The sequence below is a fragment of the Mucilaginibacter sp. P4_G9 genome (assembly GCF_056400985.1).
Genome location: NZ_JBFUKF010000050.1, coordinates 1 through 21,963, shown reverse-complemented (window position 1 = coordinate 21,963; position 21,963 = coordinate 1). Strand labels below are relative to the sequence as shown.

The 21,963-nt window shown below is 41.6% G+C and carries 20 protein-coding genes; 15 read left to right on the top strand and 5 right to left on the bottom strand.

Going from position 1 to position 21,963, the window contains the following annotated elements; all coding sequences use genetic code 11:
• Positions 1-191: 191 nt before the first annotated feature.
• Entirely contained in the window at positions 192-2,765 is a 2,574-nt protein-coding gene (locus AC1DPZ_RS07180) for a GH92 family glycosyl hydrolase (protein WP_477402240.1), read from the top strand.
• A gap of 331 nt (positions 2,766-3,096) precedes the next feature.
• Positions 3,097-3,450 carry a magnetosome magnetite crystal formation protein family gene (locus AC1DPZ_RS07175; protein ID WP_477402238.1) on the top strand — a complete coding sequence of 118 codons (354 nt, stop codon included), beginning with the start codon at positions 3,097-3,099 and terminating at the stop codon, positions 3,448-3,450.
• A 66-nt stretch (positions 3,451-3,516) separates the two neighbouring features.
• On the opposite strand, the gene AC1DPZ_RS07170 is transcribed toward AC1DPZ_RS07175, so the two are convergent.
• Positions 3,517-4,395 carry a polyphosphate kinase 2 family protein gene (locus AC1DPZ_RS07170; RefSeq protein WP_477402237.1) on the bottom strand — a complete coding sequence of 293 codons (879 nt, stop codon included), beginning with the start codon at positions 4,393-4,395 and terminating at the stop codon, positions 3,517-3,519.
• 283 nt (positions 4,396-4,678) lie between these two features.
• Here AC1DPZ_RS07170 and AC1DPZ_RS07165 point away from each other — a divergent pair, with 283 nt between their 5' ends.
• From AC1DPZ_RS07165 to msrB, 5 genes are all read left to right on the top strand, one after another.
• Positions 4,679-7,012 (top strand): penicillin-binding protein 1A, encoded by a 2,334-nt coding sequence (locus AC1DPZ_RS07165; RefSeq protein ID WP_477402235.1) that lies wholly within the window; start codon positions 4,679-4,681, stop codon positions 7,010-7,012.
• 108 nt (positions 7,013-7,120) lie between these two features.
• Positions 7,121-10,336, top strand: coding sequence for a TolB family protein (locus AC1DPZ_RS07160; RefSeq protein ID WP_477402233.1), 3,216 nt, complete (start codon positions 7,121-7,123; stop codon positions 10,334-10,336).
• A 113-nt stretch (positions 10,337-10,449) separates the two neighbouring features.
• The gene (locus AC1DPZ_RS07155; RefSeq protein WP_477402232.1) at positions 10,450-10,767 is read left to right on the top strand and encodes a DUF6922 domain-containing protein; all 318 of its coding nucleotides are present in this window, start codon (positions 10,450-10,452) and stop codon (positions 10,765-10,767) included.
• A gap of 197 nt (positions 10,768-10,964) precedes the next feature.
• Positions 10,965-11,558 (top strand): fasciclin domain-containing protein, encoded by a 594-nt coding sequence (locus AC1DPZ_RS07150; protein WP_477402231.1) that lies wholly within the window; start codon positions 10,965-10,967, stop codon positions 11,556-11,558.
• 129 nt (positions 11,559-11,687) lie between these two features.
• Positions 11,688-12,164 (top strand): peptide-methionine (R)-S-oxide reductase MsrB, encoded by a 477-nt coding sequence (gene msrB / locus AC1DPZ_RS07145; RefSeq protein WP_477402230.1) that lies wholly within the window; start codon positions 11,688-11,690, stop codon positions 12,162-12,164.
• On the opposite strand, the gene AC1DPZ_RS07140 is transcribed toward msrB, so the two are convergent.
• The gene (locus AC1DPZ_RS07140) at positions 12,151-12,507 is read right to left on the bottom strand and encodes a GIY-YIG nuclease family protein (RefSeq protein WP_477402228.1); all 357 of its coding nucleotides are present in this window, start codon (positions 12,505-12,507) and stop codon (positions 12,151-12,153) included. The two genes, msrB and AC1DPZ_RS07140, sit on opposite strands and share 14 nt — an antisense overlap.
• Positions 12,508-12,593: 86 nt before the next feature.
• On the opposite strand from AC1DPZ_RS07140, the gene AC1DPZ_RS07135 reads away from it, so the two are divergent.
• From AC1DPZ_RS07135 to AC1DPZ_RS07110, 6 genes are all read left to right on the top strand, one after another.
• Positions 12,594-13,370 (top strand): XRE family transcriptional regulator, encoded by a 777-nt coding sequence (locus tag AC1DPZ_RS07135; RefSeq protein ID WP_477402227.1) that lies wholly within the window; start codon positions 12,594-12,596, stop codon positions 13,368-13,370.
• A gap of 75 nt (positions 13,371-13,445) precedes the next feature.
• The gene (locus AC1DPZ_RS07130) at positions 13,446-13,823 is read left to right on the top strand and encodes a hypothetical protein (RefSeq protein WP_477402226.1); all 378 of its coding nucleotides are present in this window, start codon (positions 13,446-13,448) and stop codon (positions 13,821-13,823) included.
• Positions 13,824-13,880: 57 nt separating this feature from the next.
• Positions 13,881-15,011 (top strand): aminotransferase class I/II-fold pyridoxal phosphate-dependent enzyme, encoded by a 1,131-nt coding sequence (locus AC1DPZ_RS07125; protein WP_477402224.1) that lies wholly within the window; start codon positions 13,881-13,883, stop codon positions 15,009-15,011.
• The gene (gene bioD / locus AC1DPZ_RS07120; RefSeq protein WP_477402222.1) at positions 15,001-15,618 is read left to right on the top strand and encodes a dethiobiotin synthase; all 618 of its coding nucleotides are present in this window, start codon (positions 15,001-15,003) and stop codon (positions 15,616-15,618) included. Before AC1DPZ_RS07125 ends, bioD begins: the two co-directional genes overlap by 11 nt.
• Positions 15,619-15,684: 66 nt before the next feature.
• Entirely contained in the window at positions 15,685-16,590 is a 906-nt protein-coding gene (locus tag AC1DPZ_RS07115) for a 3-hydroxyacyl-CoA dehydrogenase family protein (protein WP_477402221.1), read from the top strand.
• A gap of 54 nt (positions 16,591-16,644) precedes the next feature.
• The gene (locus tag AC1DPZ_RS07110; protein ID WP_477402219.1) at positions 16,645-16,935 is read left to right on the top strand and encodes a hypothetical protein; all 291 of its coding nucleotides are present in this window, start codon (positions 16,645-16,647) and stop codon (positions 16,933-16,935) included.
• 123 nt (positions 16,936-17,058) lie between these two features.
• Here the strand turns inward: AC1DPZ_RS07110 and argS are convergent, their stop codons facing one another.
• The 3 genes from argS to AC1DPZ_RS07095 form a co-directional block, all read right to left on the bottom strand.
• Positions 17,059-18,825, bottom strand: a complete 1,767-nt coding sequence (gene argS, locus AC1DPZ_RS07105; protein WP_477402217.1) for an arginine--tRNA ligase — start codon at positions 18,823-18,825, stop codon at positions 17,059-17,061.
• A gap of 62 nt (positions 18,826-18,887) precedes the next feature.
• Positions 18,888-19,517, bottom strand: coding sequence for a hypothetical protein (locus AC1DPZ_RS07100; protein WP_477402215.1), 630 nt, complete (start codon positions 19,515-19,517; stop codon positions 18,888-18,890).
• 62 nt (positions 19,518-19,579) lie between these two features.
• On the bottom strand, positions 19,580-19,816 hold the full coding sequence (locus tag AC1DPZ_RS07095; protein WP_477402214.1) for a hypothetical protein: 237 nt from the start codon (positions 19,814-19,816) through the stop codon (positions 19,580-19,582).
• Between the two features lie 111 nt (positions 19,817-19,927).
• Between AC1DPZ_RS07095 and AC1DPZ_RS07090 the strand changes: the two genes are divergently transcribed.
• On the top strand, positions 19,928-21,370 hold the full coding sequence (locus AC1DPZ_RS07090) for an arginine deiminase family protein (RefSeq protein ID WP_477402212.1): 1,443 nt from the start codon (positions 19,928-19,930) through the stop codon (positions 21,368-21,370).
• Between the two features lie 108 nt (positions 21,371-21,478).
• The coding region (locus AC1DPZ_RS07085) for an arginine deiminase-related protein (protein WP_477402210.1) at positions 21,479-21,963 on the top strand (485 nt) is incomplete at its 3' end.

The following is a 21,963-nucleotide window of genomic DNA, read 5'->3' as shown; positions in this document are numbered from 1 at the left end:
CATATATGCTATAGTTCACCGCTTAATCCATCGCCGGGAAAACCGAAAGCTATTGAAAAAAATAGGCGTTGTTCGTAACGCATAATACCCCTGATTTAAAATCGCCCCAAGTCGGGGCGATTTTTTTATTTATATACTATTTAAGTTTTAATTTGCGTAATTATATCCTAAGGTTAATTAATATGCCAAATATGCGTATCATCTTTCGCAGTTTTTTAGCTGCAATCTTGCTATTTTCCGCGTTAAGTTCATCGGCACAAAAAAGAAAAGATAAAGATTTTGCTCAACTGGTTGATCCATTTATCGGCACCGGCGGGCATGGGCACACCTACCCCGGCGCGGTTATGCCTTTTGGAATGGTACAGCTTAGTCCGGATACACGGCTTAAAGGCTGGGATGGCTGCTCGGGTTATCATTATACCGATACGGTAGTTTACGGCTTTTCGCACACGCATTTAAGCGGAACCGGCATCCCCGATTATTGTGATGTATTATTTATGCCTACTACCGGCGATCCACAGTTTAAAAATACCGAATACCGTTCTGTTTTTAAAAAGAAGAACGAAATAGCCACCCCTGGCTATTATAAAACCCAACTTGATAAATACAACATCAGCGTAGAACTTACCGCAACTACGCGCGTTGGTGTTCACCGTTACAATTATCCAAATACCGAAAAAGCAAATATCATTATAGATCTGCAACACCGTGATGAAGTACTTGATTCCTGGATAGAGGTAGTGAACAGTCATGAGATTCGCGGTTACCGCAAAYCAAAGTCGTGGGCAAATGACCAGCAGGTATACTTTTATGCAAAATTCTCCAAACCATTTAAAACATACGGTATAGGCAGYAATGATGAAGTACAGAACGGCAAAAACAAGGCTGAAGGCAAAAACATCAAAATGTACCTTCAATTTGATAACCCCGGCGAAGTTATCTCTAAAGTAGGAATCTCGGCAGTAAGTACCGAAGGCGCTTTAAAGAACCTGGATGCCGAAGTACCCGATTTCGACTTTAAAAAAGTACAAAAGGCAGCCAAAGCAACCTGGAACGCCGAATTGAATAAAATCCAGGTTGAGGGCGGCGGACCATCCTCCTCGCAACAATTTGAACTTAATAACCAGGGCAACATTAATAACCCCTATGGCAGTATCCCCGCCGGTAAAAAAGTAAAGGCAGTTGATTATGCGAAGATCAGGCAAACTATTTTTTACACTGCTTTATACCACTGCATGCTGGCACCCAACATTTATAGTGATGTTGATGGCCAATACCGGGGGTTAGATCAAAAAGTACATACAGCAGAGGGATTTAATTATTACACTGTATTTTCTTTATGGGATACCTACCGGGCAGAAAACCCTTTGCTTACCCTGATCGACAGGAAACGCACACTCGACTTTGTTAAATCCTTTTTAACGATGTACGACCAGGGCGGGCTACTCCCCATATGGCCGTTAGCCAGTACCGAAACCTATTGTATGATAGGCAATCACTCCATCCCGGTCATTGTAGATGCTTACGCGAAGGGCATCCGTAATTTTGATGCGCCCAGGGCCTTTACCGCCATGAAAGCAGCTGTGAACCGAAACCAGTTTGGTTTAGACGTGTATCGTAAGAATGGTGCCGTATTATCTGATCTGGAAGATGCATCTGTATCCAAAACATTGGAATATGCATACGACGATTGGTGCATAGCCCAAATGGCTAAATTGCTGGACAAACCACAGGACTATACCGAATACATCCAACGCGCGCAATACTGGAAAAACGTTTACAATAACCAGAACAGCTTTATGCAGGCCCGCAGCAATGGTGGCTGGCTTACTCCTTTCGACCCTGCCGAGATCAATGGTAATTATACCGAAGGCAACTCATGGCAATACTCCTTCTTTGTGCCGCAGGATGTGGAGAGCCTGATGGCAAGAATGGGCGGTAAGGACGCTTTTGAAGCCAAACTCGACGAGTTGTTTACTACCGAATCAAAACTAAAGGGTAGCGATGTCCCCGATGTAAGCGGGTTGATAGGCCAGTATGCCCACGGTAACGAGCCAAGTCACCACATGGCATACCTGTACAATTTTACCAATTCGCCCGATAAAACCCAGTTTTATATCGACCGCATCCTGCGCGAACAATACAGTAATAAACCCGATGGTTTGGCTGGCAACGAGGATTGTGGACAAATGTCGGCCTGGTATGTAATGAGTTCATTGGGAATTTATAACATTGCACCGGGGCAACAGCAATTCCAGGTGGGTGTACCACAGTTTGATAAGGCTGTTATTAATTTAGAGAACGGGAAGCAGTTCACCATCATCAACCCGGGTGCAAGCATAGACAAAGGCAACATTTACCTGCAGGGCATGAGCCTTGCAAAAAAAGCCTACAATAAACTATACTTAAACTTTGCTGACATTGCCGATGGCGGAGAGTTTGAGGTATTTGCAGGCAAACTGGCTAACAAAATATTTGTACAGGATATTGAAAGGCCAACCTCAAAGATAACCGATAGCCTCATCGTTGCTAACCCTTATATCATAGCGCCGTCCAAATCATTCAAAACGCCCATCAGCATACAAATAAAAAGCGCTGATGCTGATGCGAAGATTTACTATACCCTGGATGGGTCAATACCTACAGCGAATTCTACGTTGTACAGCCAACCTGTTACTATTTCGGTCAATACAACAGTTAGGGCAATAGCCATCAGCAATGGTAAAAGCAGTTTTGTTGACGAGGCAATCTTTACAAAACTATAAAGTGACATCAAGCTAACTCTCACCAATAAATACTTGCCCGTGCAGGTGTTCYACCGGAACGGTGGAACACATTGGAACGCCTGGAACACCATTTCTATTGATAATCAACATTTTAAACATTTACAAAAACACAGCACGGAACACTATTTACATTGATTATCAACACCTTAAGCTTTTCAAAAAGGTTGACACTTTTACCCTGAAATTCAAAATAAAAGCAATAGAAATATAAAGATTTATGAAGAAATAACAAGTAATAATTCGATAAATCCACCAAACATTTGAGCATGAATGTGGTTAGCTTAATAATCACTTAAATTAACCTCATCATATGGACGACCTGTCAACAAAAGATGACGGCAAATTAGCCGGCATCATTAGCTACTTTACTATTGTAGGATGGCTTATCGCATACTTTGCACTTTACCAAAACAATAAAACCGCCCTTGCAAGTTACCAGATGAGGCAAACCCTGCTTTTCCACCTGGTTTCGATCGTTGTTTCTTATGCTGCCGGCGCCATTTTATTTTCACCGGGTGCCTCCTTTGGTTTAACAATACTTTGGCTGATAAGGGTCGCCCTTTTTGTAATTTGGGTAATTGGCCTGATTGGGGCAATCGGTGGGCAAAGAAAACCAATGCCGTTGATTGGTGAACCGGCGCAGTCGGTTTTTTCGGGTATATAAAATACCATTTACAGATTTACGAAGTTTTAAACGGCGAGGTCCTCAACGAACTTCGTAAATCTTTTCTTACTCATCCTCCAGCAACTTTTTCGATTCATTCAGCTTTTTCTTTTCCTCCTTGGCCAGCACCGGATATTTCAAATGCAGCCCCTTTAAAGTGTCAAGAATAATGGATGAAATGGCTATCCGGGTAAACCACTTTTTATCGGCAGGCACCACATACCATGGGCAACTTTTAGTGGCTGTTTCTTTGATAGCTGTTTCGTAAGCTTCCATATAATCGCTCCACTTTTCTCTTTCCACAATATCTGCTGCCGCAAACTTCCAATTCTTTTTCGGATCATCTATCCGTTCTAAAAAACGTACCTTTTGCTCATGCTTGGAAACATTCAGGAAAAACTTAATGATCACAGTTCCATTATCAACCAAATGGCTTTCAAATGCACGAATGCTTTCGTAGCGTTTTTCCCAAAACTTTGGATGAATGTCTTTAACATCGGTTATTCCGGGCAAATGCTCATTCAGTAAAAGTTCGGGGTTTACTTTGGTTACCAGCACATTTTCATAATGCGACCTGTTGTGGATCCCTATCCGGCCTCTCTCGGGTAATGACCGATAATGTCGCCATAAAAAATCATGTTGATAATCTTCCTCGCTGGGACGTTTAAAGCTGTAAACCTGGCAAGCCCTGGGGTTTAGGCCTGATAAGGTGTGAGCTATAGCACTATCCTTACCTGCTGCGTCCATCGCCTGGAAAATAATGAGCAATGCATATCTATTAGCTGCGTAAAGCTCTGTTTGAACGTCGAATGTTTCTGCTATCAGGTTTTTTAAAATAGTCTTAGCATCCTCTTTATCAAAACCATCCGAGTAACCGGCGTCAAAGTCTTTAAGTGAAAAAGTCTTGCCGTTATCAACCTTAAACTTATCTACGATATTACTCATGATAAAAAATTTGCTTTACGCATTGTTAACATAAAATTTAGGTGTTAAAATTGCGTTTATTATAATGCTGTTTATTTTAACCGATACCTGCATTTATTCAATACTAATATTATTTACATTTACCAAAATGGGGCCACAATCAATTTACAATAAAGAATGCTTTTGCGCCTTTACCAGGTAAGAAGGCGGATGATGAGTATATCTTTAATTTTTAAGAAATCAGCATATATTAATATTTGTTTTGGGGCTATGATTTAGCGCCATAATTTTACATCTTTACCCAATGTTCAGACGAATACGAAACCGATTTCTGAGGTTCATAGCCATATTTATATACTTCATTATTATCTTCTTTTGCTCTATCGAGCTCAACTTCCTATGGCTTTCGGGGTACTCTCCTGACATGCAGGACATTAAAAACCCTGTAATGTCCGTGGGATCTGAAGTTTACACGGCCGATGGTAAATTAATAGGGCAATACTACAAAGAGAACCGCTCTCCTGTCGATTTGAAACACATCGCGCCAAACCTTATCAATGCACTTATCTCTACAGAAGATGTAAGGTTTTACAGTCACCATGGTGTCGATTTTTATTCCTTTATTACCAGTCTGCTCTCCACAGCCAAGGGCGAACGCCGCGGGGCCAGTACTATTACGCAGCAATTGGCAAAAAACCTGTTCGAAACCCGTAAACGCAAATCGCAGGGCTATATCAAACATGTACCATTTATCAGTACCATTGTATATAAATGTAAAGAATGGCTTACCGCTTTTAAAATTGAGCACGTTTACACCAAGCAGCAAATCCTTACTTTGTATCTTAATACAGTCCCGTTTGGCAATAACTCTTACGGTATTAAAACGGCTTCGCTAAAATACTTCAATAAACAGCCCGACCAGGTTAATCCTGCCGAAGCAGCATTATTGATTGGAATGCTGAAGGCTACGTCAAATTACAACCCCATCCGCAACCCCGAACGTGCCACCGAACGCCGTAATACGGTTTTAAGCCAGATGGAGAAATATGGCTACATCACCAAAGATCAATACACTACAAGTATCCAATCGCCTATCAAGCTTGATCTGAGCTATGTGGAGCAGGATTCGCATGGCGATTCATATATCCGTCGCGCGGTTGAAAAATGGCTGGATAAATGGTGTAAAGAAAATGGTTACGACCTTTATGAGGACGGCTTGAAAATTTATACTACCATTGATTCGCGCCTGCAGCAATATGCAGAAGAAGCCGTTGCCGAAAAGATGAAGATGCTGCAAAAGCGTTTCAATAATCTTTGGGGCAATAAAAATCCCTGGCGTGATTCTAAAGGTGTCGAGATCAAGGATTTTATTCTGAAAAACGAGCAACGGCTCCCTATTTATAACCTGCTGAATAAAAAGTACGGCGGCGATACAGTGAAGATTAATGAGTATTTTAAAACAAAAAAACGGATGACCGTTTTTACCTGGAAAGGCGAGCAGGATACCACCTTTTCAACTATCGACTCTATTAAATACTATGCCAAGATATTAAATACCGGTATGATGACCCTGGAGCCATCAACCGGTAAAATAAAGGTATGGATAGGCGGCATCGACCATCGCTTTTTCAATTACGATCACGTTAACCAATCGCGCAGGCAGGCTGGCTCAACATTTAAGCCGTTTGCCTACTTAACCGCCCTTGATAACGGCTTTACTCCCTGCGATAAATTTACCGATCAGCCGGTAACCATCAAATACAAGGATAACGGAAAAGACGAAGTATGGCAGCCAAACAATGCCGATTTTCATTTCTCGTACCAGGAAATGTCATTACGCTGGGCCATGGGCAAATCTGTAAACTCCATTACCGCGCAGCTTACCGAAAAGGTTGGCTGGGATAAAATTGTGCAGTATGCCCACAAGTGCGGCATCGAAAGTCCGTTGAAATCGGTTCCGTCGGTATCATTGGGTTCAAATGATGTTTCGGTTTATGAAATGGTAAGGGCCTACAGCACATTCCTTAACAAGGGTCAAAAGATCGATCCTTTATTGGTTACCAAAATCACAGATCAGGATGGAAATGTGCTGGATGAATTTGAATTAAAAACAGAAAAAGTGTTGAGCGAAGAAACAGCCTGGCTAATGCTTTACATGTTTCGCGGTGGTATGGAAGAGCCGGGCGGCACTTCACAGGCCCTATGGGAATACCCTGGTTTGTGGAAAAAAGACAACAACCAGATAGGCGGCAAAACCGGTACATCATCTGATTATGTCGACGGTTGGTATATGGGTATCACAAAAGACCTGGTTACAGGTATTTGGGTTGGCGCTGATGACCGCAGTGTACACTTTACAACATCAGAAACAGGTGAAGGCTCGCATACCGCGCTCCCTATTTTTGGGCGCTTTATGGAAAAGGTTTATGCCGACCCTAAATCGGGCTATACTTACGGTCCGTTCCCAAAACCATGGAGCAAAATCACCAAGAGCTATCAGTGCCCATCGCCGCATATTGTTGCCGATACCACAGAAACAGATAGCACAAGCAACCCTATTGATACCACTAACGTAATACCTCCACCAGCTACTACTACACCAGAAAACCCTGAAACGACTCCTGTTAATCAAAAATAATGGGCCCCGGGGAAATGGTAGCGTATGTATAAGTTTTTTAATATTAATTGCATACTACAATAGCCTGCAATTAATATTTAAATTAGCCGTAATCTATTTAGTTAAATTATGAATAAAACCTACTCATTTTTAAATACAGCTAAAAAGTTCACCTTAATATTTATATGCCTGTTTAGTTTGCTGCTTATCAGTAACAGTGCAAAGGCGCAATATTTCGGTCAAAATAAAGTAAGGTATAAAAACCTCAAATTTAAAGTTTATAAAACCCCGCATTTCGAAATCTACTATTATATCAAAAATGATAGCATGATCAAACGTTTTGCCCAGGAAAGCGAATTGTGGTACACCCTGCATCAGCAGGTTTTTAAGGATACGTTTAAAACTGCCAACCCTATAATTTTATATGCAAATCATCCCGATTTTCAGCAAACCACAGCTATTGATGGCGAAATTGGCGTAGGTACCGGTGGTATTACAGAAGGACTAAAAAACCGCGTGGTGATGCCGGTGATGGAAACCAACCAAATGACCCGTCATGTTATCGGGCACGAATTGGTTCACGCGTTTCAATACCATGCCTTGTTGGGAAGAGAAAATGAAACCTTTGAAAACATCAACAATATACCGCTATGGATGATTGAAGGTATGGCAGAGTATTTGTCGTTAGGTAAAAAAGATTCATACACGGCCATGTGGATGCGTGATGCTTACCTGAACCATGATATCCCTTCGGTACGCGACCTTACCGAAAGCAATAAGTATTTTCCTTATCGTTATGGCGAGGCGTTCTGGTCGTTTTTAGGGTCCACCTATGGCGACACCGTGATTGTACCTTTCTTTAAAAACACAGCACGGTACGGCCTGGCTTATGGTATCAGGCGCACTTTTGGATATGACGATAAAACGCTTTCCCGTCTCTGGAAAAACTCGATAGAAACAACATACAAGCCTTTTTTAAAAGATACCACACAAAAGCCCGTAGGAATTAAACTGGTAGACAAAGAAAATGGTGGCGACCTGGTAGTTGCGCCGGCCGTAAGCCCCGATGGTAAATATGTGGCATTTTTATCGGCCAAAAGCTTGTTTAGCATTGATCTTTACCTTGCCGATGCCAAAACAGGTAAGATTTTACGAAAACTCACGAGCAAGGTATCAAACACACATATAGACGAATTTAACTTTATCGAATCGGCAGGCGCCTGGTCTCCTGATGGTAAGCGGTTTGCATTTAGTGTATTTAGCAAAGGCCGTAACCGGATGGAGGTAATTGATGTAAGCAGCGGGCGTACGCTTGATGATGTATCAATGGAAAAGGCCGAACAGTTTAGCAATCTTTCCTGGTCGCCAAATGGTAAGGATATGGTGTTTACAGGCTTGTCTGAAGGGCAGAGCGACCTGTACTCCTATAATTTCGATACCAAAAAAATCACCCAGCTCACCAATGATAAATACACCGACTACCAGCCTGCTTATTCCAGGGACGGTAAAAAAGTCATTTTCGCGAGTGACAGATCAACTTATGATCAATCATTAGAGCAGGCTATCACTTTTAACCTGGCCGAGCTTGACCTTGCCAGCGGAAAAGTAACCGATCTTAAAATATTTAACGGGGCTAATAATTTAAATCCACAATATTCTGCCGATGGCACTCAGATCTATTTCCTGTCAAACAGGGATGGTTTCCGTAACATGTATCGTTACACTATCAGTAGCGGCCAGGTTGAACAAATGACTAACCTGTTCACCGGCATCTGCGGAATTACAGAATTCTCGCCGGCGTTAAGTATATCCGCTAATGATGATGTGGTTTACTCCTATTACCGTGCCCAAAAATATGCGCTGTATAACGCTAAAGCTTCCGAATTTAAACCGGTTATTTTACAGGCACAGGCGGTTGATTTTAGCGCAGCCATGCTGCCGCCGCCACAAGCTGTAGGTGTTGACCTGATCAATTCAAACCTGAACAATTTCCTGGCTTATAAAAAAATCCCTGCCGACTCGGTAAAGGAGATCCCCTATCGCCCTAAGTTTAAGCTTGATTATTTGGCTGGAAGCGGCGTTGGGGTTGGTGTAAGTAGTTTTTATGGCACAAGCCTGTCCAGTGGCATCCAGGGCGTATTCAGCGATATATTGGGGCGTAACCAGATTTTTGCCGCAGCATCCGTAAACGGGCAGATTTATGATTCAGGAGCGGCTGTAACGTATGTAAATCAAACAGGCCGCTGGAACCTGGGCACAGGGATTTCTCACATCCCTTACCTGTTCGGTTTGCAAACCCAAACTTTCCCTACGCAAAATGTAGGTGGTAAAAACGTTACGGTACTATCACAAAATACCGATATCATCCGCAATTTTGAGGATGCGGGCAAGGTTTTCACCTCCTATCCTATTAACAAAACAACCCGTTTTGAAGTAAGCGCCGGCGCTTCATATAACTCCTATCGCGTTGATCGCTATAGCGATACTTATAAAATAGATACAATTACGGATGCTCAAAATAACAAGTCGCTACAGTATACCTATATCAATTCTGATAAAAAGAAGGTACCAAACAGCGAAGAGAGTGCCTTGTTAAATTATAATTTAAAGTCATATTCGCTTTTCCAGTTATCAACCGCGTTGGTAGGCGATAATTCCTTTTTTGGAGTGACAGCTCCTTTAAATGGTTTCAGGTACAGGCTCGAGGCCGGGTATAATTTTGGCACCTACCGTTTCTTTTCACCAACTATCGATCTAAGGAAATATGTACGGGTAGAACCTGTAACATTTGCAGCCCGCTTTTTTGGATATGGCCGCTTCGGCGATTCAAACGGTATATACCCGCTATTTATAGGTTATCCATTTTATATAAGGGGGTACGAGGGGCAAACATTTTACAGTAACAATAAAAAGGCTACCAACGGATTCAATATCGATCAGTTATCGGGAAGCAGGATGGCTGTGTTTAATTTCGAGACACGATTGCCATTTACCGGACCAGAAAAACTGGCCCAGATTAAGTCAAAATTCCTGTTTACCGATCTGAACTTGTTTTTTGATGCAGGTTTAGCCTGGAATGCAGGCGATCATATTTATTTCCGGAAGAACCCACCTATATTAGGGCAAACCCCGGTGCTTGATGAAAACGGTAACCAAACAGTTGACGGCAGCGGCAACCCGGTATTTAATACAACTTATGGCCGCGTACCTGCTTTAAGCGCGGGTATATCATTAAGAATAAACGTATTTGGAGCATTTGTATTGGAGCCATACCTGGCTGTTCCGTTTAACCGTACCGATGTAACGAAACCTGTATTTGGGTTAGGCTTTACGCCGGGATGGTAAACAATTTGCAGAAATCCATTGGTAAACCCTGATTTTATAAATTGTCTTTAACCTTGATATTGAGTATTTTTGCATAACAGCTTAATTGTGGAATAGCTTAAAAAAGTAAAAAAATGTATTTTGACGACTTTAAAAAGTTTCCGGGAGCAACACTGAATCCAAAGTTATTATGGGAATATAACATGGCGGATTTTGATTACCAGGATATGCGCAACGTAGTAATACAAAGAGTGATTGAGCGGGGATGGCCAAATGACTGGTATTTCATATTAAACCTATATGGGGTTGATGGTGTCAAATCAGCAATTAAAAGCCTGGCTTATCTCAATGATAAAGACATGAACTTTGTAAGCCATCAGTTCGGCATTCCCTTAACTTCAATGAAATGCTACGAAAAGAAACAGTTAGCGACACAACACTGGAACTCTTAAAGACTTTAATGCAGGATGATCTCCTGAAAGATTTTTTTCTTGTTGGCGGTACAGCACTTGCTAATAGAAATTAAGAGGGCTATTAAAAACAATATGGCATCCACCACACTTTATCCAAATAAAGGTAGCCTAAACTCTTATTTAAAACCTAAATCAATAAAAACAGTTACTTGTTATAAACCTATAATCAATTGGGTATGAAAAAATTAATATTGCTTATTGTTACGTTGTTATTTGGATCAACGCTGTTTGCGCAAGGTCCGATAGCTTCCATAAATCCCAGGGCTATAGGTCCGCTTAAAATTATTGCCGGTGATGACATGCTGCCTGCCAATGATATTGTTAAAAATATCGCCTTATCCAAAGATCTGTCCACGTTTTACGATTTGATGAGTAAAGCCAGCCTGCAAAGTACGCTTCAAAGCCGGGGGCCTATTACCATATTTGTACCCGTTAATAGTGCTTTTCTGAATTTACCTGATGGCAAGGTTGATTCCCTGATGAAACCTGCACACGTTTGGGAGCTTACCAGCATCATTAGCTATCATGCTATTCCCGGGCGGTTAAAAGCAAAAGATATTGCTAAGGAGATAAGCAAAAATAAGGGAACAGCTACATTCACCACCCTTGCCGGCGATAAACTAACCGCTAAAATTGATGCTAACCGTAATATTGTTTTAGTTGACGAGAATGGCGGTGAAAGTATCATTAACCGTTTTGATATTGAACAAAACAACGGCATGCTTCATGTAATAAATAAAGTATTATTACCCAAGGCCAGGGTTATATAATTGGACCCGCGGATGACAATCCACCCGAAATATTATTTCGTATTTTAAGTATAATAGGTTGTAAGGATAAGTTAAGTTTTACGACTAATCCATATAATTCAAACAACAAAACTTAAAATGAATAAGGGAATGAGAAAATTAATTTTTGCAATAGCTATAATAAGTATTATAACAGCTTTTGGCTGCCAAAACAGCAATGGGCAGGCAAAACGTAAACTGAGCAAACCAGCGGCGGAGTGGAAAAAAACACTTACGCCAAACCAATATTATATTATGGTTGAGAGTGGCACCGAACCACCTTATAAAAACGATTACTGGAACAACCATGAAAAGGGTGTTTATGTAAGCGCTGCCACAGGCGAAGTACTTTTCAGCTCTGAGGATAAATTTGATAGCGGTACAGGGTGGCCAAGCTTTGTAAAAGCCGTAGACCCTAAAAAAGTTGCCGTAGTTACCGATAACAGTTACGGCATGAGCCGGGATGAGGTTATCGAAAAAAGTACGGGCTTGCACCTTGGTCACGTATTTGACGACGGCCCTGCCAACCGCGGCGGCAAAAGATATTGCATGAACTCGGGCGCTTTAAAATTTATTAAAAAGCAATAGTTCTCCTGTTAGCATTTACCGATGGGCGTAATTGTGGCCTTACACGAACCCCGCTCTCGAACTTTAAACCAATGGTCAGATCTACCCAGTCGGGGTTAACAGGTCTGATCATTTTTTCTTTTTGAGGCCTTGTAAAAGTACTTACTGTTTTAAAGCGCTCCATGGCCTGCTCCTCGGTATTTATTTCTTCAAAATACACTAAGCGATTAAGCTGCTGCGCGCTGTCAAAAAACAAAGTCGGCATATCGCTGTAAAACTGCAGTGTTTTTACCAGGTCAGAGCATAAGCCTACATGTAGATTTTTCCTGTTTCTGTCGGTGATGATATATACAAAACGTTTCATTTTTTGATAAAAATTTTGGTGAATGAATAAATATTACTAACTTTATGAGCATAAAATTACTAATAAATTTAGCAAATGCAAATTTTATGTCAATAATTTCACAAAATATTAAGTTCCTTCGCAAAAAGAAGGGAATTACCCAACAGCAATTCGCTGACGAAATGGGTATAAAACGTTCATTAGTAGGAGCTTACGAAGAAGAACGTGCAGAGCCAAAATACGAGTTACTAAAAGCATTAGCAATATACTTTGACATTAGCATTGATGATTTTATTAACGAAACTATCAACGAAAAATGGGCTCCAAAGCCTAAAGGTAACCCTGCCAACCTGCGCGTATTGAGTATTTCTGTTGATAAAGAGGATAACGAAAATATTGAAATGGTACCGCTTAAAGCCAGCGCCGGCTATTTAAACGGTTACGCCGATCCGGAATATGTTGCCAAACTGCCCAAGTTTTATTTGCCCATGTTTAAACAGGGTACTTATCGGGCCTTTGAAATAAAAGGCGATTCGATGCTGCCTATTATATCCGGCGATATCATTATAGCCGAATACCTGGAAAACTGGGCAGATGTTAAACCAGGCGAAACCTACGTAGTAATATCAAAAGATGACGGTGTTGTATACAAGCGTATTGGTAACAAATTTAAAGACCATAAAAAATTAAAGCTGATATCAGATAACCCGGTTTACGAACCTTACGAAATAAACGGAGAGGACGTATTGGAGATATGGAAGGCAAAAGGCTATATATCAACCCAGTTACCACAGCCAACACCCGAGCCTACCATGGAAAGCCTGACCAATATGATGGCCCAGATGCAGCGTTCGATATCAAACTTACAGCAAAGCAACAATTAAGTTACATCAGCTTTTTTAAACCTTTACGATATATCTTTATCATACAATTAAAACGTAAATAAATTTAAAAGAGCTATGAAAAAATTTCTGTTGATGTGCTGTTTCCTGATGGGGATTGCAGCAGTAAGCCATGCACAAGGTGGTGGTATGAGAAAGAGCCCCGAAGACAGGGCTAAAGATCTGCAAACACAGTTAAAGCTAACTGACGATCAAACCACAAAGGTAACGGCTGTATACAAAGAGCAGGCAACTAAAATGGATAGTGTAAGAACTGCCGCCAATGGCGACAGGGAAGCCATGCGAAGCGCCATGATGCCAATGAGAAAAGCTACCAACGATAAAATTAAAGCCATTTTAACACCTGAACAGGCTACTGCCTTTGATAAAATTCAAAAAGATATGATGGACAGGATGAGACAGGGCGGCGGCGGAGGCGGCGGCTCCCAAAATTAATCTGACAAAAGAAGCGGCGATGAGCCGCTTTTTTTATTTTTACACAAAAAATATACATTGACTTTAGCCAGCAAATACCTTCAAAACAAACTCGATGAACGGCGATCATCTGGGATATACCGAACACTAAAGCCCGAAAATAGCCTTATTGATTTTTGCTCGAATGATTATTTAGGTTTTGCCCGGTCGGTAGTTTTAAAAGAACGTATTGAGGCAGAAGTTAAAAAACACCCCTTAAGTTTAAATGGCTCCACGGGCTCAAGGTTGCTCTCGGGTAACCTTCAATATGCCGAAAGTCTGGAACAGGAAATAGCCACATTTCATGGCTATAACGCGGGTTTACTATTCAACTCCGGTTACGATGCCAACCTCGGCCTGCTGTCGTCCCTGGCACAACGCGGCGACACCATTATTCTTGACGATTTGATACATGCCTCTGCCATTGACGGAGCGCGCTTAAGCTATGCCAACCGGTATAGTTTCAGGCATAACGACACCGGGAGCCTGGAGGCCAAATTAAAGCTATCTAAAGGCAACTGTTATGTAATTGTGGAAAGTATTTATTCCATGAACGGCGATTCATCACCCTTAAAGGAGATCCTTGATATTACAGAAAAATACAACGCTCATTTAATTGTTGACGAAGCACATGCAGTTGGCTTATATAAAAAAGGATTGGTGAATGCGCTGGGTTTGCAAAACAGGGTATTTGCCTCGGTAGTCACCTTTGGTAAAGCTTTGGGCTGCCACGGAGCCGTTGTTTTGGGCAGTAACCTGCTCAGGGAATACCTTGTTAATTTCGCCAGGCCATTTATTTATAGCACCGCCCCTTCTTTCCATAATTTAGCATCGATAAAAATGGCTTATCAGCTGTTAAACTCTTCAGATGAGGAGATCCTCAGCCTAAAAAAAAATATCACCGTATTTAAAGAGCACATTGAACAATCAGGAGCTACCCCCCTGCTTCAAAGTGATAGTGCCATTCAATGTATTATTTTAAAAAACAATGATAATGCACGTAAAATGGCGGACACTTTACAATCGGCCGGTTTAGACGTAAGGCCGATATTGAGCCCCACAGTAGCCGCGGGAACCGAGCGAATAAGGATATGCCTGCATAGCTTTAATACATTAAATGAATTAAATTTGCTTACCAATACTATAAACAACTTTATTAATGCCCGTTAAACAACCTATATTTATTACCGGCATTGGCACCGGGATAGGTAAAACCATCGTATCGGCAGTTATAACCGAGAAATTAATGGCCGACTACTGGAAGCCCATTCAATCGGGCGATCTGGACAACAGCGACACTTTAAAAGTTAAAAGCCTTGTATCTAATAAAACTACCAGGTTTCATCCCGAAGCTTACCGTTTAACCCAGCCATTTTCGCCCCATAAATCGGCAGCTATAGATAAAATTACTATCGATATCCAAAACATTACTTTGCCCCAAACTGATAACCAATTGGTAATAGAAGGAGCCGGTGGGTTAATGGTTCCGCTTAATAATAATTTTTTAATGATCGACCTTATCAGGCAGCTCAACGCCAGGGTGATTGTAGTATCGCAAAACTACCTTGGCAGTATCAACCATACCTTGCTGTCATTACATGCCCTTAAAGTGTATAACATTCCGGTTATGGGTATAGTATTTAACGGCGCGAAGGATATTTATTCAAAAAGCTATATCATTAATTACTCCGGCCTCACCGAACTTGGGCAGATACCGGTGTATGATCCCATCAATAAAAAATCGATCATTAAGGCCACGGCGCTTATCAATTTTTAACCCTGATTTATACTTGGCAAAGCAAATAATTTAGCCCAACTTAGCATTTATATAACCCGGTAAACGATGAAAAATATAACTGTTATTGGCTCCGGAACAATGGGTAACGGCATTGCCCATGTTTTTGCACAACATGGTTTCGAGGTATCATTGGTAGATATTAACGCCCCTGCATTAGATAAAGCTATACAAACCATAACCAATAACCTCGATCGTCAATTAAAAAAAGGCAGCATTGACGAACAGGACAAAGCGAATACCTTAAGCAGGATAAAAACTTATACCGACATAAGAGAAGGAGCTGCCACTGCCAACCTGATTATTGAAGCTGCAACCGAAAACCGTGAAATAAAACTTAAGCTATTTAAACAACTCAGCGATATTTGTGCCGATGAGGCGATCCTGGCATCTAATACATCATCCATATCCATAACAGAAATTGCCGCCGTAACCAAAAACCCCGGCAATGTAATAGGTATGCACTTTATGAACCCTGTGCCGGTTATGAAACTGGTGGAGGTGATAAGGGGATATGCCACAACCGATGAGGTTACACAAACCATTATGCAATTGGCCAAAACACTGGATAAAGATCCGGTTGAGGTAAACGATTATCCCGGTTTTGTGGCCAACCGTGTACTAATGCCCATGATTAACGAGGCCATTTATACCCTGTACGAGGGTGTAGCCGGTGTAGAAGAAATTGATACCGTAATGAAATTAGGCATGGCTCACCCCATGGGTCCGCTGCAATTAGCCGATTTTATTGGATTAGATGTTTGCCTGGCTATATTAAAAGTTTTGTACGATGGTTTCGGCAACCAAAAGTACGCCCCCTGCCCTTTGCTTGTAAATATGGTTATGGCCGGCCACCGGGGAATAAAAAGCGGCAGCGGCTTTTACAAGTATACAACAGGCAGCAAGGATCATGTAGTTGCCGATAAATTCACCAAAACTTCATTAAACCAATAATTATTGCAATTGTCAAAAATGCTGTAAGTAATTTAATTATTAAACATTTTACAGATGAAAACAATTGCAAAATCAGGATTAGTGCTGGCCCTTACTGCTTCACTTTTTACATCATGCGCAGCTGATTACTATGTTGCCGATCGCCCCGCCGAACCTGTATACGTACGCCCGGTTGCTCCCTACCCCGGTGCTTATTGGGTACCTGGTGAATGGGCCTGGCGCAGCGGAAGATACGTTTACATAAATGGTTATTATGCAAGGCCCCGTGCCGGTCGTGTTTACGTACAAGGTTACTGGCATCCCGTTCGCCGGGGCTATGCATGGCATAGAGGTCATTGGAGGTAGCCCCCCAGCCCCCTGAAGGGGGAGTTTTAAAGGAGAATCAACTTATACAACAAAGCGCGGATCAAAAAAATTGGACTTCATTATTATTAGCTATTGTTCCCCCTTCAGGGGGTTAGCGGGCTTTTACATCCGTTCCGGCACATCAATACCAAGCAGCGCCATAGCTTTGCTGATAACTTTGGCTGATGATGCTGATAGCTGCAGGCGGAACTGCTTCAATACTTCATCCTCGGCCTGCAATATTGATTTTTCGTGGTAGAATTTATTGTACGCTTTGGCTAACTCATAAACATAATTGGCAATAACTGCCGGGCTATAACCATTGGCTGCCTCTTTTATTACAGTTGGAAATTGGCTTAGCAAAACAATCAGATCGCGTTCAACGCCAGACAATTCTGTTATTTCGATATTTTTATTGGGCTGATATTCGCCCCTGCTCAGTACGGATTTAATACGCGCATGAGTGTACTGGATAAATGGCCCTGTATGTCCCTGGAAATCTACCGATTCATTAGGATCAAACAACAACCTCTTTTTAGGGTCAACCTTCAGCAGGAAATATTTAAGCGCCCCCATGCCAATAGTATGGTATAAAGCAAGCTTATCCTCTTCTGTAAAAGCGTCAACCTTACCCATGGCCTCGGTTTGCTGTTTTGCAGTAGTTTCCATTTCTGCCATCAGGTCATCGGCATCTACTACCGTTCCCTCACGCGATTTCATTTTTCCTGATGGAAGATCAACCATTCCGTATGATAAATGGAACAAGCCGCCTGCACCGGCTTTGCCTAACTTATTCAGGATCAAAAACAACACTTTAAAATGATAATCCTGCTCGTTACCAACTACATAGATGGATCTATCCATGTGAAAGTCGTTGTACTTCAATTGAGCAGTACCCAAATCCTGGGTAATATAAACCGATGTACCATCAGAACGTAGAACCAGTTTCTCGTCCAGCCCGTCAGCAGTAAGGTCGATCCAGACAGAACCATCCGGCTTTTTAAAGAAAACCTCTTTTTGCAAACCTTCCTCAATAATATCCTTACCTAATAAATAGGTATTTGATTCGTAATAGTATTTATCAAAATCAACACCAAGTTGTTTATACGTTTCGGTAAATCCTGCATAAACCCATTCGTTCATGGTTTTCCACAGGTTTATTACTTCGGCATCGCCTGCTTCCCATTTCTGCAGCATTTGCTGCGCTTCTTTTATAAACGGCGCGTTTTTCTTTGCTTCTTCCTCGGTTTGGCCTTCGGCTTTTAACTCCTCTATCTGGGTTTTATAAGCTTTATCGAACAAGACATAATACTTACCTACCAAATGATCACCTTTTAAACCAGATGACTCCGGCGTTTCGCCATTGCCAAACTTTTGCCAGGCCAGCATTGATTTGCAGATGTGGATACCACGATCATTCACCAGGTTTACTTTAACAACATCGTAACCGGCTGCAGCTAATATTTGCGCCACAGAAAAACCCAAAAGGTTATTGCGGATATGACCCAAATGCAGTGGTTTGTTGGTATTAGGCGATGAATACTCCACCATTACCTTTTGTCCGTTTGGTTTTGCTAACGCGAAATCATCCGGCAAGATTTTATTATAAAGCTCACCTATCCAATACTCATCGCTTATGGAAATATTCAGAAAGCCTTTAATCACATTGAAAGCAGATACTTCCTTCAATTCATTTTTAAGATACTCTCCTATTTCGGCACCCGTTTGCTCGGGCCCTTTACGCGAGAATTTGGTGAACGGAAAAGTAACTATGGTGATTTGCCCCTCAAATTCTTTACGGGTTTCCTGTAAGCCTATAGCTGCCGGTGCCACATCTGTTTGGTACAGATGTTTAATTGCTTTAACGGCCGCATCAATAATAAAATCCATGCGGCAAAATTAATTAAATTGGGGATACTGGCTGTAATAAATTTAAGCGGAGTATTAAGACTTTATAAAGCAGCAAGCTTTTTCTTTTTCCATTTAACAAAACCCAACAAATCTTCAAATTCAATTAACCCGAAATCTTCAGGCTTGCCAGGCGGCATCCCTTCAATTTCTATATAACCAACATCTAACGCAAATACTTTTTCGCCCAAGACAGTATCAAGCACTTTATACACAGCGGCCTTCAACCACTTACTATTGTTAACCAACTCGTAGTTGGGCAGGCAAATCCTTAGCCCTATTGATTTTGGCTCCTTGTTATTATTGAGCGGCAAAAACCACATTTCAAATGGTTTGAGCTCCACATCTTCAAAAATGCTGGTATATTCTAAATCCCGAGGTGGCATAAATGCAGTAAATGACCAGCCTGGGATTTCAGGGGCGGCACTAATTAACTCTTCTACCTTGTCGAAGTAATCGACTTTTCCCTCTGCTGTAATAACCAGTTCCTGGGCTTCGCCATGCTCCCCTCCTATATCAAAGTATAATTGGTCGCAATATAGATGTAAAACCTCCAACATCGCGTCAAGTAAAAGATCCTTTTCATCCTCATCAATATTGGGTGCATTTAAAGCTGCTAACTGCTTGCTATTGTCTTTAAACCAATTCCAAAAGCTCGATATTTCTTGTGACATATTTTTGTTTTAGGTCTGATAAACCCGACTATAATTAGTAAAGACTTAATCGTTACTTTTTCTTATTTCCATCTTCTTCTTTTCCTGAATTCAGCATATTGTTCATCGGTCATCACCGGTCCGTTTAAAAGTAGTTTTTGAAAATCAGTTAGCTCGCCTGGCATAAGTTTTTCAGCGTTTGGGGTTGGTTTAATGAGAGGCTTTCTTAACTCCTCCCTCAAAATCGCACGCTGGTCTTCAGATAATTCCCGAATGGCAATTAATATTTCCGCAAACGTCAGCTCTGATTTTGTTTCCATATTCAATTATAATCAATATTTCTTTTTATATAAACCCAAGTATCAATTTTAACTACCCACTATCTTTTCTAAGTTAATTTCTGATAGATTTGTGTTTGATTATCCTCGTTTATGACACTTACAAATCAAGATTTTAAAATAGATGTAACTTCCGAAATTGGCACCCTCCGTACCCTGCTTATCCATAGCCCCGATAGCGGTTTGGGAAAAGTTGTACCTTCAAAAGCCCAGGACTGGCTGTTTGAAGATATTGTACACCTGGATACCATGCGCCGCAACGAGTACGATTATTACGTAAAGCTATTACTCTATTTTTTAGATCCGGGTAAGATAAAGGGTAAACTACAACAGGTTGAAAACGATTACGACCGCCTGTTTTTTAAACCCGATAATGAAAACTTCCACGCATCAAGCAAAGTCATCGAAATACAGGCCCTGCTGGCCGATATTTTACAGCAGCCGGATATCCGCAAAAAACTGGTGGCATCTGTTTGCGCCATCGAGAGCTGCAACTACCGCCTGCAACAACAACTGATAGATACCGACCCTGTAGAGCTGGCCAAAATATTCATATCAGGATCATTAGGTAACGAAGAGATGATCTTCGCTCCTATTCCAAACCTTATTTTTTCACGGGATTTGGGTATAGCTGTAAACAATTTCATGTTGCTGAACAAGCCGGCCAAAAAAGCCCGCTTCCGCGAAACCTTATTGATGCGGTACATATTTTTCAATCACCCGCTCTTTGCTGATTATCAGAATAATATTTTAGAGATCCCGGAAACGGCCCAGCATTTTTTACGCCCCGGAGAAGATAGCCAGGGTAAAACTACTTTAGAGGGCGGGGATGTAATGATGGTTAGTCCGCAGCATTTGTTAATAGGCTGCAGCGAGCGCACCTCTATCAGCGGGGCCAATGAAGCCATTAAGTTGTTATTTGACAATGATGTGGTAAAAAAGGTAACTATTGTAAAAATTCCGCATAAGCGCGATTATATGCACATTGATACCGTGTTTACACAGGTTAAGCGCAATACCTGGGTGTTATTGCGTTCCCTGGCCGTTGCCGAGGCGCCTTTGGAAGAGCAAGAGCCAATGTCATGGTTCGCCGATAAAAAATCAAAGGAAAAGCCAGAGATAGTTCAGTTCAGGAAAGGGAAAAAACCAAAAACAATTGCCTGCCTCGAAGACCTGCTATCAGACATAAGCGAAAAAGACCTGCAAAGCAGCGGGAAAACACAGTTCATCTATTCGGGTAATAACACCTTCCCTTTTGATGCCCGTGAACAATGGACCGACTCCTGCAACCTGCTTGCATTAAAAGATGGTGTAGTTTTAGGCTATGACCGTAACGACAAAACTGTTGAAGCCTTTAAACAAAGCGGCTTTGAGGTAATACGGGTGAACGACCTGCTCCAAAAATTTGAATCCGGAGAGCTTGACCCACAAACTTTAACCGATACATTAATTTTAATGCCATCGGCAGAACTTTCAAGGGCCCGCGGTGGTTTCCATTGTATGAGCATGCCACTTTTAAGAGATAAGGTTGTCTGAACCTGAATTAAACGAATTCATGAATGACCAGAATTTCAGCTGCATTTAAATTCGAAAAATTCCTTAATTCGTTTAACTCCGGTTCAGACAAAATAAATGACTAAAAAAATGAATCAATCTACCAGCAATATATTAATGATTCGCCCGGTAAACTTCGGGTTTAATGAAGAAACTGCCGAAAGCAATGCATTTCAGCAACGCAACACCGATCAGCAGGCTGTGCAGGATAAGGCCCTCACAGAATTTGATCACTTTGTAAAAACATTGGAGCATCATGGCGTAAGCGTTACTGTAGTGAACGATACCCCGCAGCCGTATACACCCGATTCTATTTTCCCCAACAACTGGGTATCATTCCATAATGACGGCACCGTTTTCCTATACCCCATGCAGGCCGAAAACCGAAGACTGGAACGACGGGAAGATATTATAGCCACCCTTGAAGACAAATTTAAAGTTGCCCATGTAATAGATCTTAGTCGTTTTGAGGCAGATCACCGTTTTTTGGAGGGCACCGGCAGTATGGTGCTGGATAGGGAAAATAAAATCGCCTATGCCTGCTTGTCGCCGCGTACTGATAAACAGGTATTGGA